General features: G+C 43.5%; 17 protein-coding genes and 1 other annotated feature. Of the genes, 3 read left to right on the top strand and 14 right to left on the bottom strand.

Features of this window, described 5'->3' with window-relative positions; genetic code table 11:
- Positions 1 to 87 precede the first annotated feature (87 nt).
- The 5 genes from AC58QO_RS14900 to AC58QO_RS14880 are packed head-to-tail and all read right to left on the bottom strand — an operon-like array spanning position 88 to position 5479.
- Positions 88 to 1386: an NCS2 family permease gene (locus AC58QO_RS14900; protein WP_497266704.1), complete on the bottom strand. Its 1299-nt coding sequence runs from the start codon at positions 1384 to 1386 to the stop codon at positions 88 to 90.
- Positions 1370 to 2509 carry a GerAB/ArcD/ProY family transporter gene (locus AC58QO_RS14895; protein WP_497266702.1) on the bottom strand — a complete coding sequence of 380 codons (1140 nt, stop codon included), beginning with the start codon at positions 2507 to 2509 and terminating at the stop codon, positions 1370 to 1372. Before AC58QO_RS14895 ends, AC58QO_RS14900 begins: the two co-directional genes overlap by 17 nt.
- Positions 2510 to 2541: 32 nt before the next feature.
- The gene (locus tag AC58QO_RS14890) at positions 2542 to 2751 is read right to left on the bottom strand and encodes a hypothetical protein (RefSeq protein ID WP_497266700.1); all 210 of its coding nucleotides are present in this window, start codon (positions 2749 to 2751) and stop codon (positions 2542 to 2544) included.
- Positions 2752 to 2777: 26 nt separating this feature from the next.
- Positions 2778 to 3959, bottom strand: a complete 1182-nt coding sequence (locus tag AC58QO_RS14885) for a Ger(x)C family spore germination protein (RefSeq protein ID WP_497266698.1) — start codon at positions 3957 to 3959, stop codon at positions 2778 to 2780.
- Positions 3960 to 3976: 17 nt separating this feature from the next.
- Positions 3977 to 5479, bottom strand: coding sequence for a spore germination protein (locus tag AC58QO_RS14880; RefSeq protein ID WP_497266696.1), 1503 nt, complete (start codon positions 5477 to 5479; stop codon positions 3977 to 3979).
- 258 nt (positions 5480 to 5737) lie between these two features.
- On the opposite strand from AC58QO_RS14880, the gene AC58QO_RS14875 reads away from it, so the two are divergent.
- On the top strand, positions 5738 to 5956 hold the full coding sequence (locus AC58QO_RS14875; protein ID WP_497245183.1) for a hypothetical protein: 219 nt from the start codon (positions 5738 to 5740) through the stop codon (positions 5954 to 5956).
- Between the two features lie 5 nt (positions 5957 to 5961).
- Here the strand turns inward: AC58QO_RS14875 and AC58QO_RS14870 are convergent, their stop codons facing one another.
- The 5 genes from AC58QO_RS14870 to AC58QO_RS14850 form a co-directional block, all read right to left on the bottom strand.
- Complete coding sequence (locus tag AC58QO_RS14870; RefSeq protein ID WP_497266694.1) at positions 5962 to 6978, bottom strand: Gfo/Idh/MocA family protein; 1017 nt, start codon at positions 6976 to 6978, stop codon at positions 5962 to 5964.
- 139 nt (positions 6979 to 7117) lie between these two features.
- Positions 7118 to 7780, bottom strand: coding sequence for a class I SAM-dependent methyltransferase (locus AC58QO_RS14865; protein ID WP_497266692.1), 663 nt, complete (start codon positions 7778 to 7780; stop codon positions 7118 to 7120).
- Between the two features lie 232 nt (positions 7781 to 8012).
- On the bottom strand, positions 8013 to 8192 hold the full coding sequence (locus AC58QO_RS14860) for a twin-arginine translocase TatA/TatE family subunit (RefSeq protein WP_497266690.1): 180 nt from the start codon (positions 8190 to 8192) through the stop codon (positions 8013 to 8015).
- A 34-nt stretch (positions 8193 to 8226) separates the two neighbouring features.
- Positions 8227 to 9435, bottom strand: a complete 1209-nt coding sequence (locus AC58QO_RS14855) for a ZIP family metal transporter (RefSeq protein ID WP_497266688.1) — start codon at positions 9433 to 9435, stop codon at positions 8227 to 8229.
- Positions 9436 to 9455: 20 nt separating this feature from the next.
- Positions 9456 to 10505: a multicopper oxidase domain-containing protein gene (locus tag AC58QO_RS14850; RefSeq protein ID WP_497266686.1), complete on the bottom strand. Its 1050-nt coding sequence runs from the start codon at positions 10503 to 10505 to the stop codon at positions 9456 to 9458.
- Between the two features lie 385 nt (positions 10506 to 10890).
- Between AC58QO_RS14850 and AC58QO_RS14845 the strand changes: the two genes are divergently transcribed.
- Together AC58QO_RS14845 and AC58QO_RS14840 are read left to right on the top strand one after the other, a co-directional pair.
- Positions 10891 to 11064 (top strand): hypothetical protein, encoded by a 174-nt coding sequence (locus AC58QO_RS14845; RefSeq protein WP_497266684.1) that lies wholly within the window; start codon positions 10891 to 10893, stop codon positions 11062 to 11064.
- Positions 11065 to 11170: 106 nt separating this feature from the next.
- Positions 11171 to 11503 (top strand): hypothetical protein, encoded by a 333-nt coding sequence (locus AC58QO_RS14840; protein ID WP_497266682.1) that lies wholly within the window; start codon positions 11171 to 11173, stop codon positions 11501 to 11503.
- Positions 11504 to 11588: 85 nt separating this feature from the next.
- Here the strand turns inward: AC58QO_RS14840 and AC58QO_RS14835 are convergent, their stop codons facing one another.
- From AC58QO_RS14835 to AC58QO_RS14820, 4 genes are all read right to left on the bottom strand, one after another.
- Positions 11589 to 12800: a CapA family protein gene (locus tag AC58QO_RS14835; protein WP_497267494.1), complete on the bottom strand. Its 1212-nt coding sequence runs from the start codon at positions 12798 to 12800 to the stop codon at positions 11589 to 11591.
- Positions 12801 to 12902: 102 nt separating this feature from the next.
- Positions 12903 to 14615 (bottom strand): arginine--tRNA ligase, encoded by a 1713-nt coding sequence (gene argS / locus AC58QO_RS14830; RefSeq protein WP_497266680.1) that lies wholly within the window; start codon positions 14613 to 14615, stop codon positions 12903 to 12905.
- Between the two features lie 47 nt (positions 14616 to 14662).
- Positions 14663 to 14883, bottom strand: a binding site (T-box leader).
- A 73-nt stretch (positions 14884 to 14956) separates the two neighbouring features.
- Positions 14957 to 16312: a sulfatase family protein gene (locus AC58QO_RS14825; RefSeq protein ID WP_497266678.1), complete on the bottom strand. Its 1356-nt coding sequence runs from the start codon at positions 16310 to 16312 to the stop codon at positions 14957 to 14959.
- Between the two features lie 61 nt (positions 16313 to 16373).
- Positions 16374 to 17939 (bottom strand): type 2 periplasmic-binding domain-containing protein, encoded by a 1566-nt coding sequence (locus AC58QO_RS14820; protein ID WP_497266676.1) that lies wholly within the window; start codon positions 17937 to 17939, stop codon positions 16374 to 16376.
- Positions 17940 to 17984: the final 45 nt, after the last annotated feature.

The following is a 17984-nucleotide window of genomic DNA, read 5'->3' as shown; positions in this document are numbered from 1 at the left end:
GAAAGCGGAAGTAACGATGAGGCGTGTTAAGAAAAACGAAAAAGCAGATCGCCGCGGCGCCTGCTTACTTGATCTTCTACCTATTTACTAGTGAGTGAAGAATACGATTTGTATAAAAAACAAGACCGCAAATAGATAAAAAATAGGATGAACATCCTTCCTTTTGCCTCGAACAAATTTTAGAATCGGATACACGATGAAGCCAATGCCAATACCTGTCGCAATACTATACGTTAGCGGCATCAGAACAACGATCAGGAATGCCGGGAAGGCCTCCTCCAAGTCCTGCCATTCAATTTTGCGCAGCACATTCATCATTAGAAAGCCGACAATAATTAAGGTTGGAGCCGTGATGGCCGGAATACTTGCTAGAACAGCTATGATTGGCGAAAAGAATAAGGTCAATGCTAGTAAAAGGCAAACCATAACCGCAGTAAGTCCCGTTCTTCCGCCTACGGCAACACCTGAACTAGATTCAATATACGCCGAAGTTGGACTGGTTCCCAGCAGTGCCCCCGTCGTTGTGCCAACCGCATCTGCCAACAGAGCTCCTCTTGAGCGCGGGAATTTATTGTCTTTGAGAAGACCCGCTTGCTCAGCTACTCCCAGCATGGTCCCTGTTGTATCGAATAAGGTGATCAGTAAAAATGTGAAAATAACCGCATATAAGCCTCCCGAAAATACACCCTGAATATCGAGTTGAAAAGCTGTTGCGACTAAGCCGCTAGGGGCTGCTACGAACGTATCTGGCAGTGTTAACAAGCCAAACATCCATGCAAGTACAGCTGTGATCAGCATGCCAAAGAATAAATATCCTCTAACATGATACGCTAGCAGAATAAGTGAGATCATGAGACCAATCAATGTAAGCGCAGTCATGGGCTCTCTCAAATGTCCTAATGTGAGTAAGGTTGCAGGTGAACCTACGATGATTTTCGCATTTTGCAAACCAATGAAGGTGATGAAAAGGCCGATACCAGCGGTTATGGCATGTTTGAGGCTGGTGGGAATGGCGTCAAGCAAGACATAACGGAAAGAGGTAAGCGACAGAACGATGAACAATATGCCTGCGATAAACACAGCACCAAGCGCAACTTGCCAGGCAACACCATTCCCTCCAACCACGGTAAAAGCAAAGTAGGCATTCAAACCCATCCCAGGCGCAATCACGATTGGATAATTCGCAAATAGCCCCATGATAAGCGTTGCAACGAAACTCGCAAGTACAGTCGCCATAAATACACCGTGAAAATCCATGCCAGTCTTACTCAGAATCCCAGGATTCACGATAACGATATAAACCATGGTTAGAAATGTAGTTACACCTGCCATGAGTTCCGTGGATACGGTTGTCCCTCGTTCTTTCATTTTAAACAGCTGATCCATGGGATTCCTCCTCACTTGTCCTACCTTTATTGGGTTTATCTCGGATATACAACAACACAAGTAATAACATAGGTAATAAAATACAAAAGACAATGTCGAACCAATTATAGTAGTGCTCGAGTATCTCATTATAAACCGTAATATTAGGTGTACCTGCAATCGTTCCAACCAATAGTATCATCCCCATGGGGATAGTCAGCATATGACTTTCCTTCAGCTGAAACAGTTCAGAAAGTCCTGACGTCAGTGAGAAAAACAGGAGTAACGTTTTATAAAACACCGAAATGAACCATAGGAAAGCTATAATCGCCTCTACCCGCTCCAAAAAGTGTCCAATTGTTATTTTCTGTGCGAGTACATAGGTTGGATAATATTTGGTTTCCATTAAATTTGGACCTAGAACGAGTACGCATAACAGTACAATAACAAATAAAATGACACCGCTGATGGCAATCCCCGTTAATATCGGTTTAGTAAGACTCTTGCTCCCAGAGACATACGGAACGAGCATAAGCAGGACTATTATTTCGGTGAATCCCGTATTAAATGCCGGCAGGAATCCAAGCCAGATGGGTGTTATACCTTGAGCAGCAATTGGTCTTAGATTAGAGACGTTTATTTGAGGCAATAGGAAAACAAACAAAAATAGGAATAAAATTAAGAAAACCGGAAAAAGAAGTTCACCCATTCTTGCAAAGGCTTCAATTCCGTATTTGTATGCAATAATAATCACTGTGGTGAAAACCAAAATGATCGCATTAATCGGTGTTTCGGGCATCATTTGTGTCGTCATGAATTGACTCATTTCACTCAGAAGCGTTAAATTACACATGAAATATTCAAAGAGAAAAAGCACGCAAACGAAGCTTCCAAACCAAATGCCAAGCTTTCGTCGGATGACGACAAATAGGCTCTGTCTACGAAGCTTATTCGCAATGGCCGCGATAAGTCCGCCAAATACGAGTCCTAGGAATACGGCAGCCAGCATCGAGAGCCATGCATCCTGCTTCGCTGAGTAGGCAATCATGGTCGGCAGAATGAGTATGGAATCTCCAATAATCCCAAGAATAATCAAGATTGTAAATTGACGTACGGATATTCTCGCATTGTCAAATCTGTTCATGGGGGCTCTCCTTGTCTTCGTGAATAGCTTGTCTATTGCGTCCACTTAAACATGAATTTGATGAGCTCAAATGGATTCGGAAGGACCACTTCTAACGTTAATGCTCCATAAAGTGCTGTCGCAGTAATGAGAAGAATAACGAAAATAAGTAACTCCCGATGATAATTACCGCGAATGAGTTTAGGCGCTTCAAGCCAGAAGGTACCTGCTGCTATAGCCATTACTGCAAGAAAAGATGACATGCTTTAACCACGTCCTCTCTACCAACCTATTTCATCGTTGAATTCCCTGTAGTACCCGTTTTCCTAATAAACAGATCGATATGATAGATAACTTTGGTTTTCAGGAACATGTCATCATTCCATGTGTCCTTCACTTCGTTCCAGTAAGAAGGATGATCCTTCCCAAGCTGAGAGCCGAATCCCAGTATATCGGACTTTATTTCTTTCGCCCGAGATACAGCCGCAACCACGTTCGATTGAATGATTTTGGTCGTTTCATCTTCCAGACGTTTGATCGTAGCAGAATCAGTCAAGTCGACATCTCGGCAGGTTCTATCCACCACATTGCCCTCTGTTCGTATGGAAATTGTGACTTGCGGAATGCCATCTTGCACTTTGGTTTTTAACTTAGCATCGGAAGACGTGACTTCAACCCCCATAAATTTGTTCTCACCGCATGGAAGTTCGATCGAAGTACTGTCCAAATGATCGGTAATATCGGTATATCCTTTACTTTCTTGTTCACTCAACCATCCAACTAACTTATCTTGCTTAAATGCTGCAATTCCCGTATATCGGTATCTACTTGGTGGTTGGAATAGCTCAACATTTTTTTGGGATTCACCCACAGCCGTATTTCCGATAATCGAAATCCCCGTGATCGCTAATTCATTACCAGGTCCCGAGAGCTTATTAAGCACCTCATCCATTTGGATGGCTATTGTTGGCGCCCAAGATTTCTGAGAGGTATGTAAGGATTGCTGCATACTGTAACTAGGGAGCTTCTCTAGAGGTGTATAAAGCTTTAAAATATTCTCGGCTTTCAACCCTCTAGCTACGATTATGTTGTAATCCATTCGCAACTCATTATCACGAAATGCATTATCGATAAAATCCTTGATTCCCTTTCTTGCTAATGACTCACCGATGACATAGAGTTGTAAATGGCCCAAATACACTTTACGAGGTGCCTCTGCGGTTAAAGACCTTGCAGCTTCCATTATGGTCTTGCCTCGTGCTTGATAGAGTGTGCTAGGAGGTCGATCCTCTCCTCTTTCTTGCTTAGAAATTTCACTGGGATTGACGACTTGGAAAGAGACTAAGTATTCACCATTTTCCCAGTCAATTCCTATTCCAACCACAATTAATAGTTCGTTTAGTTCCCGTCTACTCCAACAACCCGTAAGCATCAGCAAGCAAAGCACAATTACTGCCGTTTTCTTTTTCATTAAGAAGCGCCTCCCGACTAACGCTTTCCTATCCTATCGCTTCCTTTTCCCAACGATGTCTCTGTACGTTTATACGATAACCATCTTGGTAAGCGTACAAGTGTGTCCTCCATATCCGCTTTATTGAAGGGAGAAAATGGAGACATAAAAGGCTCTCCGAAGGAACGAAGAGCACATAAATGCAGGAATAGCACAAATACGCCCATGGCAATTCCAAATAATCCAAAACTGGCGGCTGCTCCCATAAACACGAAACGAAGGATACGAATAGGTATCGACATACTGTAACCCGGCAAAGTGAAGGTAGAAATAGCTGTTACAGAAACGACGATAACCATTGCAGCCGACACGATGCCCGCTTCCACAGCTGCTTGTCCGATCACAAGTGTGCCAACGACAGATACCGCTTGTCCAATGGCTCGCGGCATGCGAAGGCCTGCTTCACGCAAGATTTCAAAAGTGAGCTCCATGACAAGTGCCTCCACAAAAGCGGGTAACGGTACGCCTTCTCGTTGTGCAGCTAGACCGATCAGCAGCGAAGCTGGCAGCATATCACGGTGAAACGTGGTTATCGCAATATAAATAGATGGCAGTAGCAATGAGATGAATACCGAGCCAAAGCGTAGCATACGAAGCAGCGTTGCATAGAACGCTCGTTGGTAATAGTCCTCAGCCGATTGAAAAAAGGTAACGAGTTGTGTAGGTACGAGCAATAAATTGGGTGTACCGTCTACCAAAATTGCTACTTTTCCCTCTAACAGCTGAGCTGCGGCGGTATCAGGCAATTCCGAATTGAAAACAGTAGGAAACAATGAAAATTTGTTATCCTCGATCAATTCTTCGACATATCCGCTATCCAGAATACCATCTATATCGATTGATCTTAGTTTCGATCGAACCAATTCGATGACAGATGGTTTCGCAAGCCCATTGATGTACATCATAGTCACATTTGTTTTGGTCATTCGCCCAATGGACATTGTTTCCAACCAAAGTCTAGGATCCTTTATTTTACGTCTAATTAACGATGTATTGGTACGAAGTGTCTCAGTAAAGCTTTCTCTGGGTCCACGTACGGACGTCTGGTTTGTAGACTCCGTAACCTCGCGTCCCTTCCATTGACGAATGTCAGCCCGGTAAGCGTGATGTTGATGATTAAACATTATAATCGCTTCACCCGAAAGCAAATTATCGTACAAAGCTGACATGTCTTCCACGGTTTGAATCGAGCCAATACCCGTTAGAAGCTCTTTGGCAAGTGTTTCTGTATGCAAACTGCCTCTAGGTGTTCCCAGTGAATCCGTACTTAACATCGTTTTTAACACATCGAAAATATACGAATTAATTACTTGCGTATCCGAAAGCCCGTCGATATAGACGACAGCAGCGGCTATCTCCAGCGTTTCATCATCTTGAATCTCACGGATGACGACATCGTCACTTCCGCCTAAATCCTTTAAGATACGCTCTATATTAAGTTCAACATTCGGGTCTATAGGAATCGGTGCATCATCAGGCATGATGTTGGTGCCTCCTTATTGTCATCCCATCCCCATTATGACCATTTGGGTAGGGAGATAAACCGAGGCGAACGAATACACCAATTCTTGTTATGAACAGGAAAGAGCCGTTACCAATAGGCAACGACTCGAATTACATAGTATTGTGAACACATATATGTTTTCGTGCGCATGACAGACACAACTGCGAATATACTCAATTAACACCTGAACCATTATGAGGTACAACTAATGATTCCTAAGGAGAGGGCGATACTCATGTTAATGACTTTGACATCGGATGGAGATCTATTTACAGCCGCGCTATCTCAAACGACGGTTTCTGTCTGGCAGACTGACGCAAATGGTGTTTATTGTGAAGTCGACCGTGGAATTATTGAAGAATTCACGCGAATCTCGATTAGAATGAGCACAATTACCGATGAGATTGCCTTTTATTTTCGAGATGATGGCACCGTGTTTCGTGCAGAAACATAGGTTTATTACATGTAAGTGATTCTCGACCCAGATCTTGAAGATTCATAGATATCCATGACCAAATTAAAAGCTTTGACGCCTTCCGGTCCATTCAGACCATAGCTGCGATCATTCAGAATATGGTCATAGAAATCAGCAATTTGCACGCCATGACTGATTCCCCAATATGATTTTACGCCCAAATTATTAGCTTCTGGTGAAGTCAGCATGGTTTGCTCGCCATCAATCACGCGATACAACGTATCTCCTGATAGTAGCAGCTTCCCTTTTTCAAAGACAAGCTCGATTTCTGGCGGTGAATTTACCCCATAGGCATTCGTTGCATACAAGACGGCCGTTGCCCCATTTCGATAGGTTAGGTGTGCGTGAACGGTATCTTCCACTTCAATAATGCCTTCAAGTGAATCCGTTGACATCGTCCCTTTAATACTCGTTACTTCGCCGCCTATCCATTGCAATAAATCCAAGGTATGAATGGCCTGGTTAATGAGGACACCCCCACCTTCTGTTTCCCATTTGCCTTTCCACTCGGTTTCATAATAGGATGCCGTTCTACACCAAGTGACGATCCCTTTGAGACAAAGCAGGTTACCTAGTTCACCGGATTGAACGGCCTTTTTCATGAGCTGGGATGCAGGATTATATCTATTTTGGAAAATAACACCTAACTGCACATTCGGATTGGCTTCCGCTGCACGCAGCATCGTTTGAGCAGCTGCTTTCGTTTCTGCCATAGGCTTTTCTGTGAGAACATGTTTGCCAGCATTCAGCGCATCAACCGCCATGGGTGCATGTAGATAATGGGCTGTACATATATGAACGACGTCAATATCTGGATTCTTCAACATCTCGAGATAATCCGTATAATACTGGCAATGATATGTTTCCGCTGTTCTGGCAGCCAGATCGGCGTTCGTGTCGACAACAGCCACTAATTTCGCTGCCTTGATCTGTGAAATGGCGTTCAAATGTACACTGGAAATCGCTCCGCAACCAATGAGTGCAATACCAATCTGTTTCATGGGAATCCCCTCTTCTGCTTGGAAATGTAAATCTACGACATGAGCATGTTTCGTATGTCTATACTAGGTTCGCTCATACAGCAACAATTTCCTTTAAGGTTATGCATGCGGAAATTGACTACTTCATGCTTTATCATGACTATTTCAACTCAACCACAGGACACCTGCCCCACCTTGGCTTTAACGCAATTTCCCACAGCAACTTCTTGTTAGAATAGCGATCCATTTCATATTCCTCAATATACATATAAGTCCACATTTGTTTATCAAAAAATCGTTCGATCTCATCTCGATCAAAAAATCTTCTGTAGATTCCTTCGTTCTCTAACAAATATTTCTCCGAGCTTTGGGCTATTTTCCCCATATTTACAATCTCTTTGGTAGAATTCAATCTGCAAAGCAATAAGCCATCTTTTTTTAACACGCTATGTATATCCCGAATGATATCGCGAGTTGTAGCTTCGTCAAAATAGTGAATACTTAGATCTGCGATCAACACCCGTACAGATTCTTTTGGAAACGGAAGACCGGCTGTCATATCCAAACAAAACGTTTGAATATCTGGCATGAATGACTTCAATTTCTTGATTGCCTCTTCCGAGATATCGCAAGCAATTGGGGACATCCCATGTTCGATCAAGTACCTTGTGTTATTACCGACACCGCAGCCGAGATCAACAATAAGATCGTTCCTATATCTCAAAAAATACTCATCCAAATATTTGTCCAACCAGTTATCAAATTTAGGTGTCACGTTAAGCTTTTGATACATTTCATTCCAATATTGTTGTAATGGTTTCATGTCCATGTCCCATCCGCTCTTTTTTCTTCTTTCATTGTTAGATCTCTTCAAAAATGAAATGAAGTTTCGAATATTTTCCACAGTATATACGGAAATAATCACTACAGCAACAATAAGTAACACCCTTAGCACATCACACTAATCAAAAATTCGTATTCAAGATCTGGATTCTATTTTATAGATAAAAAAGAAAAAGGCGTGCAAGATGCACGCCTACTTTCCTTCAGATCAATTACTCATCCTTCTGCTTCTCTTTCGTTTCTTCCTCTAACAAACCCTTCGTCCCTTGTCTAAACTCTTTGATCGTTGTACCAAAGGCACGACCTAATTGTGGAAGCTTCGTTGGCCCAAACAACAGTAACGCGACACCCACGATCACAATTAGACCCGGAATACCAATACCTGATAGCATGCGAATCACCTCCCCTTTTCATTATTAAGACTACTTAGAATTTTACCATTAACGCGGTCACATACATAATCAGGATTCCTGCTGTAAGTCCGCCGAAGTTTAACCAAGATACCGGTGATAGACCTTTCTTCTCGGATTCTCTTAGAATCATTTTAGAAATCACATAAATGACCTGCAGAATCGCACCAGCGCCAATACCGAAGAAGAGCGCAGCTAGTGTATCGTTGAAAATAAATCCGCCAGCCCATGTACCTATTATAGCAGGTCCGCCGGCAATGAGTGCTAATTTGACAAAAGTCCGCCAAGTTGGACGATCTTTCAGTAATGGAGATGCAATCCCCACACCTTCGGTGATGTTATGAAGGGTGAATCCGATGATTAGGAACGTGCCTAGCGCAGCCTCTCCTACCGCAAAAGCTGAGCCAATCGCAAGACCTTCTCCAAAATTATGAAGCCCAATGCCCGTTGCGATTTTGTTCGCCACTCTTGTTCCTGCATACGACTCGCTGCTAAGCTTACGCTCATTCGACTGATCAACCGCGATCAGGAATAGACAACTCAGTAGTGCTCCAAACCACACTAGACCCGATCCTTGGAAAACGCCAGGTGCTTCCGCAGCCATTTCAAAGCCTTCTCCGAACGTATCAATAACGAGGAAGAACAACAGACCTACGGTTAAAGCGAGAATGGCATGCATGCCTCTAACCGAGAATCTACGCAGGAATGGATACCACAGCAAGCCTAGGCCTACCGGAATAACCCCCACATAGAAGCCAATTAACGCGTATTGCCAGAACAGCTTCCCATTCGGTATAGGCGTTGCAGCAGCAGCGGCAACTTCCCCTGTGAAAATCAACCCATTGGACGTGATGAATTTCACTTCATGCGGGTCGCCTTGTACCCAAGGATATGGGATATCAACGGTACCTCGTTCAAATCTTTTTAACGTATCACTAGGTGAAAATGAAGCATTCCAAAAGGCGCCATCGACCACAACTTGTGCAATCGTGACATCCTCTGGCCCTGAGTTCAACACTTTTACATGAATGCCATCATCATTTAACGTAATTTTCTCTACATTCAGGACTTCGATTGGAGCAGCGGGCTCGCTCTCGATCCCTGTACCTACTTTGGCAATCGTCGTAATAATAGCTAATAACAATAGTAACGGAAGAATGCCCCAAAGAATGGCTTTCATTTTAGATGGAGATGATTTCTTAATGGTTTGATCGTTGTTACTCATCTTGTACGCCGCCTCCTTTCTCATTCAGCTATGAAGAAGCCCATCCAACCTAGCTCAGCAAATTCGCTTTGATGCGCATGGAACATATATCGCCCTGGCGATGGGAAGACAATTTCGAGAATGCCGCGTTCGCCTTGGCACTGCATAATCGTATCGGTAAACGCAGGGCGAGCTTCAGGGTCTGCCCCCGTTGCGTAATAATTAAAGAAGTTGGCATGGAGATGAAACGAATTGATCAAGTCAAATTCCGTCAGATTGCTCAAATAAATGCGCACAAGCTCTCCGACTTTCACTTTAATCGGTTCTTGCTGATAGGCAAAAGCATACCCATTCACGGTGTAAATTTCATTTTCCCCATCGAGATCCAGATCATAGCCATTCATCAACATATTGAATTCTCTAGCTGCTGCTCTTGGCTTCTTCGGGTCAATAATGAAATTGCCGTAAAGCCCTTTATGGATATGTCTTGCAAGAGGCGCTACATGGCAATGGTAGACATGCATACCAGCTGGTTTGGCTTCAAATTCATAGATAAATGAATCACCAGCAAGTACGGCTTCTAGACCATCCATATTGGTAGGGTGCATGCCATGAAAGTGAATGGAATGCGGATGCATCGTGCCATTCGTAAATTTCACGCGAAGGACATCCCCTTCTGTACAACGGATCGTTGGCCCAGGTATCGTTCCATTGAACGTCCAGCCGGGAAATTTAATACCTTTGGCAATTTCCACGTTGGCCTCAAAAGCCGTGATTTCATATTCCCTTAGTGTTCTTCCGTCAGGAAGCTTACTCACTTTGCCATAATCAAAAGCCGTAAGCGCATGTTGTGCGGCTTTGAAACCTTCCGTTACTTCTGCACTCGGCACATAGCCATGCTTCATTCCTTCATGTAATTGTTCTTTCATGGCATGATGAATATCATGCTTATCATGCGCTAGTGCAAGTGGTGGTTTGCCAAATAACGAGGAAGGATTCAACAATGCGCTCCCTATTACAGCAAAAGCACCTGTTGTTCCTAGCTTCAAAAGATTACGTCTCGAAAGCTTTTTATCTGATTTCTGAAACATCGCTTTGACCTCCTATTTTAAATTGCTTGTTTACAATAGTTTTTACCTAGGGAAACATTTAAGGTGAAAATAAAGTTTCCGATGGGACAAAAAGTTTACCACAGGAAACACCGTGTTTTAACTATATGCTGAATGACCACGAAAGTAAACCTATTTGTTAAAAAATTCATCCGAAAATTCAAAAAACATTTCCAATCAGCAGAATTGTGTATTGGGGAGCACAAAAAGTTGGACAATTTCTTATTCGAAATGGCATTTTCGACAAAACTAGTCGGATTTCCAACTATATTTTGACAAATATTTTCGACAGGGTCATTTATAATGAAGTTAGGATTGTTGATTTGGTTCTTAAACATTTGTGCAAACATTTGGGAGGATGATCGACATGGACGAGCAGTTTATTAAAAGATTACACACACTTAATCGCCGCGATTCATTAAGGTCTTTGCTGCTAATCGAAGGTGTTCGACTAACTCTCAAACGTAAAAAGAAGGTTAGCTTTTTCAAAAAACTATTTCATCGCAAGAAAATAACGATAACCGCCAAAGGGTGGAAATAAGAATAATTGGCAAACAACGAAATGCCCTCTCCTCTCAACGTGTGTTGATAGGATGGGCATTTCTCGCGTAATGGCGACTTTTATTGTAGAATGAGATTTCAGCTACATGAAATGGATACGGGGTGCAAGCATGGCGATAAGTTTTACCAATACAATTATCAGTCAGTTGAAAAAAGAAATCGCTGACTTAGAGAGCAAAATTTTCAATGAGAAGAAGAAAAAAGAACGAGCACAAGCCAAAATGAAACAAATTCAAAGAGATATGAAATTAAGTCAATCACATAGCGATTTGAGCAGCAAAATGACGCGAGTGAATAAGCTGAATGAAGAGATTAAAACAAGTGATCGTCTGCAGAGAGAATTCGCTAAGGAATTAGTCGCGAAGAAAGCTTCTTTGAAGCTGAATTTAGCCAAAGTGTCAAAGCAAGAGGAGTCTTAAGCTCAGTGTCAGCGTGAACGAAAACAAAACAAATTGAAACAAACCGCCCTGGATTAGCAAGAGCGGTTTGTTTCGTTTACGAACCCTATGATGAAATAATGTGCAGCTCAGGTATATAGGTTCTCATATGTTTCTTCATCCTGTCATACTGAGAATCGGCATGAATGAGCTGCTCATTGGATAACCTATCCATGGTTATTATTTGAAATTGACGTCCTTGACGGCTATACGTGTAGGTTGGGAGAAAGCTGGGCTCAGTCAGCTCAATTTTCTTGGCATCTTTATTTGTGGTTTTATGCACCTCAATGGTTGCCATTCCACCTATTTGCTTATACAAATTGATTTGAGCCGATAAAAAGTTACCCAACGAGTAAATGACAAAAGTTCGATGCCCATCTTTTCCTTTCACCCATGCCGGCGGTTGTAAGACATGCGGGTGGTTTCCGATTATAATATGAACCCCAAGGTCTGCTAGCTTTTGGGCGAGACTTGTTTGATTATTGTCCGGAAATCGTTGATATTCATTCCCCCAATGCAGGGCTACCACAATGACATCAGACACTTGTTTCGCTTGTTCCACATCATGACGAATTTGCCTATCCTCGATCCGGTTGACCAGAAATGATTTTCCAGCTGGTGTTGAAATCCCATTCGTCCCGTAGGTATAGCTCAAGAATGCAAAAGTAATCTCATTCTTCGTGACCGTTCTTAGGCTGTCGCGGTCATTTTGGGATTTAAATGCACCTGTATAAGGAATCCCAAGGGTATCCCAGTAGGTGAGCGCACTTTGAATCACCTTTTCTCCTCTATCCAGCGCATGATTATTGGCAATCGTTACAACGTCTACCCCGGCATATTTCAATGCGTCACCTATTTCGTGAGGGCTGTTAAAAGTTGGATAACTAGATAGTCGCAGCTCCTTGCCACCGATCATCGTTTCTTGATTGGCAACAAGAATGTCAGGTGCTTGTAAATACGTCTTCACCCCTTCGAATACGGGCTTAAAGTTATATGTGCCATCTTTCTGCTTAGCGTCTACATACACTTTATCATGAATGAGAACATCTCCGATGGCGCCGAGTGTAACCTTAGTGACGCGTGGTTCTGTTTGTTTCGTAGAGGAAGCGTGATATTGCGGGACTGGCGGTGAGGCTGGTGGTGAGGCTGGTGGTGACGGTAACTCGACAATGGGTAAGATTCGCTTCGTTTCGATATGTGTCTCCTTTGGCGTCACGGAAGTGCCTATGCATCCGCTTGCCAATAACAACGAAGAAACAATCGCAGCAGTTCGCTTCATCACGAAAACCAGCTCCTTATGCGTCAATCCTAGTATTGTCCAGTAGTATTCCCCCTAAGAAAATCTCTCATGAATGAAGATTTTTACCAATTCCTAGCCAACTTAAATTTCATTTGGTGCATGTAGCCCGATCAGTTTCAAGCCATTACGCAATGTGATTTGTACGCAAGCAACCAAGCCAAGGCGAGCTTCACGCACATGTGAATCCTCCACAAGGATGTAACATGCGTGATAAAAGCGATTAAATGCTTGAGCAAGATCAATGAGATAACGTGTGACGATCGAAGGCTCCAGCTTCACCATTGCCTGTTCGACACGCTCAGTAAACAGATAGAGCATTTTAATAACCGCAATGGCTTCTTTATTTTCGAGAGAGGTACCGTCCAGCGCAGATGCGTGAATGTCATAACCAACCGCCTGTTGAGCTTTCCTCAACACACTGCAAGTTCTTGCGTACGTATACTGCACATAGGGCCCCGTTTCACCATCAAAGTTAAGTGCTTCCTCCCAATTAAAATCAATATCTTTGATACGATTCGCACTCAAATCGTTAAAAATTACAGCCCCAACCCCAACTTGCTGGGCAACTTGTTCTTTATTCGCCAAGCCAGGGTTTCTAGCTTCGATAACATTTCTTATTTTCTGAATAGTTTGCATCAGCAAGCTCTCCAGCTTAATTACATTGCCTTTACGTGTCGATAAGGTCCCACCTTCAATACTCACACGGCCAAAAGCAACATGTTCAAGCTTGGCTGCCCACGTGTATCCCATTAATTCAACAACCTTAAACCATTGCTGAAAATGAAGATTCTGAGCATAATCGGTCACATATATCAGCTTGGCGAAATCATACTTATCCGCTCTATAAATTGCTGCGGTTAGATCACGCGTATGGTAGAGGGAACTTCCATCCTTTTTCAACATTAAAACCGGCGCCATGCCGTATGGATCCAAACGCACTAACCAAGCTCCCTCGTCTTCCTCGAGCAGTTGCTTCTCTTGCAGTTCCTGAATGACGGGCTCCATTTTATCGTTGTAGAAGCTTTCACCTTGATAAGCATCGAATTGAACGCCGAGCAGCTTATAAATCTTTTGGAATTCAGTGATGCTGATGTCTACGAACCATTGCCACAAGGCAAGCGCTTCTTGATCTCCTTGCTCCATTTTCGTAAACCAAGCACGAGCTTGATCTTCTAAAGTGGGATCCTTCTCTGCTTCCTCATGGAATTTGACATAAAGCTGAAGAAGCTCCTCAATCGCCCCGCTAGTAACTGCTTCCTTGCTTCCCCATTGCTGATAGGCAACAATCAGTTTCCCGAATTGTGTTCCCCAATCACCCAAATGATTAATCCCCACACAGTCGTACCCTAAGAAGGAATGAATTTGATATAAGGCATTTCCGATCACCGTGGACCTCAGATGACCAACATGAAATGGCTTTGCAATATTCGGAGATGAGTAATCGATAACAACCGTGCTGCCTTGCCCTAGATTTTGCGATCCATATTGATCTCCAGCTTGAATAATATGCTTAACCAGTGATTCCGCAAAATGAGCCTTCTTGAGATAAATGTTCAGATATCCTGATACGGATTCTATATAGTCGATTTCTTCATCTTGAAGCGAAGCTTTCAACTCCTCGGCAATGACTTGTGGTGGTTTACCAACCGCTTTACTCAGTCGAAAACACGGTAACGTTACATCTCCTTTATCCGAATTCGCTGGGTATTCCATCCAAGCAGCAATCTCCTGTGCGTCGAAACCAGTAAGTAATGATGCGATTTTACCAGCAAAATAGTGCTTAACATGTAACATGGTCTTCCACTCCTTTTTTTGAAAATATAAAAAGCCCCCGTCTCTAATAAAGAGACGAGAGCTGAAGATTCCCGCGGTACCACTCTAAGTGTTAAACGTGTACGTTTAACCCCTCTGTTTCGTAACGGTCGAAAGACCGGATTCGCCTACTCACGTTCAGCAAACCATTTCCTGGGTCCGTTTCATTCGTAACATCCGTACCGGCTTACACTGACCCGGCTCGCTGTGACTGTCTGTTAGGAATTACTGTCCCATTCATCAATATTTCGATATGAATTTCGATTATCTTACAAGGGATTCGGGGGAATGTCAAGCCTAATTTGCCTCCGTATCGTTATTGCTTAAAGGTTGCACTCGTGACCGTGAACGATTCGCTGACCACTTGCTATGGATGGCGCAGGCATAATCATCGGCGGCTCCTCCCCTGCTTCGACCATCCGTTCAATCAAACGATCCCGTAATACGGCTGATACTTCTTTGTGTGACTCGTACCCTGCCAGGTTAGTAAGCTCATACGGATCTGCAAGCAAATCATACAGAAATTGTTCCACATAGACACTAGAACCAGCGTCACTCACGGGGTTTTTATCAGGTGCATAGACACTGTATTTCCATCGTTTCGTGCGAATGGCTCTACCCACTTGGGTCTCACTGATTTGAACGAACACTTCGGATGGCCAATTCGGTTTTCCACCTTGTAACAAGGGTAGAATGGATCTACCCTGCATATGGTCAGGAACGGGAATTCCCGCAGCATCCAATAAGGTAGGTGGAAGATCAATCAAGCTAACCAACGCTTGAATACGACCGCCACCATCAAATCCAGGTCCGCTGATTGCTGTCGGAACTCGAATAGAACTCTCATGACAGGAACGCTTATATTCATTGTTTCGTGTTTTGAAATGACAAGCATGGTCTGAGCTAAAAAGAACAATCGTATTCTCGCTTAAATCGAGACTCTTTAAGCTGTCTTGAAGCCTGCCAAGCGCTTCATCCAACCGGCGTACCATCCCGAAGTAGCCTCCTAAATGTTGAGCAGTAGAGCCACCAAGCGCAGCTAAATCTGGAGGAGTCCACCTTCCTGCATACCTTTCCCGATACCCATCCGGCGCAGGATAATCGTCAATATGGTTCTGATGATGCGGCTCTATATAGGAAAGGAACATAAAGAATGGATCATCCTGATGGCTATCTATGAATCGGATTGCGGCATCCGTTTGGGCATCTACGCGATAGCCCGGGAGCTTGACAGCTTGATTGTCATTGTTATAGAGGACCGTATTGTAGGAGTCAGATGAAAACTCGAGCAGTTCTGCAGCAAGCCAGTGCGTATATCCGCCCCTCTTCGCCTCTGGCACTGGCTCTTCACCTGCTAAATGCCACTTTCCGATGTAGGCTGTTTCATAGCCCGCATCTTTAAAATAATGTCCTAATGTTCTGGCATTCGCTGGCAGCGGATTAAAATTAGTGACGCAGCCAGTTGTCGTTGCGTATTTCCCCGTCTGCAAGCATGAACGCGCTGGGCCACAAACAGGCTGGCAGGTAAAAGAATTATAAATATGTGTTCCAAAGCCTGCCATTCTGTCGAAGTTAGGCGTTAAATCTAATGGATTTCCATGAACGCCAGTCGTATCCCAGCGCTGTTGATCCGTGAAAAAGACAATAACGTTCGGCTGCCCATGTCTCGTTTTACTCATGACAACTGCTTCACTCCCTACAGGACATCTGTTAAAAGTAAATTTTTATGAATAATGACCTCTATTTGCCTGACTTTTCAGCTTTCCAAGTCTTGTTCACTTCATCTTCAATTGCTTTGCCGCCCTGCTCGTAATATTTCTTAACGAATTCATCCCATGCTTCAACTGGCAGCTGGCCAAGTATAATTTTTAAAGCATATTCCGGCCAAAGCTTCGTTTCCAAATCTGGGTAGTCAAACATCGTAGGTGTTGTTTTCCAGTAAGCATTCTTCGTAATATATTGATTACTCACACTGATAGCCTTACGCGCATCTTCAGATGGCACCCAGCGTCGGTCAACGACTTGAACGAAACGGACAGGATTGCCTAATCCAAGTTTATATAAGTCTAAAATATTGGCTTTCTGAGTCAGTATGTTTGTCGCTTTATCATAGGTGTAATGTTCGCCTTCTTTACCATAAGTAACTAGAGAAAAACCGCCATTATCACTTTGATCTGCTGACCAATCAATCAGTTTTACTAAACGACTTGGATCTTTCGCTTTCGCGGAGATTGCTCTTAAATCCCCGTATCCAGGAGCCGTTTCGGCCCCTCCACGGAGACCTTGTGGTCCGGCCGGCGGAGGTAAGAAGCCGATTTTACCTGTCGGATTTGTCTTAGCGAGCGCAGATGCACGCGGCGTAGTAGGGTTAACATCTAATGCGCTGCCTAACCATACGCCAACCTTGGAGTTGGCAACCTTCTCATCCACCTGTTTCGCTTCATTAACAGGGAAATCCGGATCAATGATGCCTTCCTTATACCAATCGCGCAGAACCTTCAAGGCTTCCTTTGTTTCTGGTAAGGTGAATCCCTTTTGCAGTTTACCGTTTTTCTCCAACCAGAATGTAGGCTGTATGCCGAATGCCCCAAAAATATTGCTAAAAATCTCCTGTCGGCCTGACGTATCCGTTTTCGCAATTGTGAGACCGATCGTATCCTTCTTGCCATTCTTATCGGGATCTCCATCCGTAAACGCTTTCAGCACAGCGTGAAGCTCATCAAGATTCCCTGGCATTTTCATACCAACCGCATCTAGCCAATCCGTTCTGATATTGTAGCCAACTACTGATGGACCGTTGAAAGCTTCAGGACGGTAGCCCGGGAATATTGCCCAGATTTTCCCTTTATACCTGAGTGCATCGAGTTCTCCTGTATTCTGGAGCTTTGTCAAATTAGGTGCATTTTTCTTCATCAAATCATCCAATGGAAGGATAAGCCCCTCATCTGCATATTTGATCATGGTTGGGATATCCACTGAGAAGTAATCCGGAAGATTATCAGATGCAGAAAGCACATTTAACTTCGTGAAATATTCTGCTCCACCGGAAATAGTGATTTTATAATCAATATCTGTAATTCCGGCCTTTGCTGCAGCATCCAGAATGGTCTGTTTGTAAGGTCCTCCATCATCTGGGTAGCCCACGATATACGCGGCATTTCGAAACATATTGTAAGTGACTGGTCCTCCAGTTGACTTACTGCCGTCGGCATCTTTCCCCGTTCCTGTGCAACCAGCGGCAATTAACACCATACTAAGCGCGCAGGAACAACAAATTACGGTACGTCCTATTCTTTTCGGCGACATAGAAACCCTCCTTTTTTATGATGGACCCTATAACAACATGCTTAT

The organism is Paenibacillus sp. J31R30, assembly GCF_059692115.1.
The sequence above is the reverse complement of the archived record's forward strand: the minus strand, read 5'-3'. Positions and strand labels throughout refer to the sequence as shown.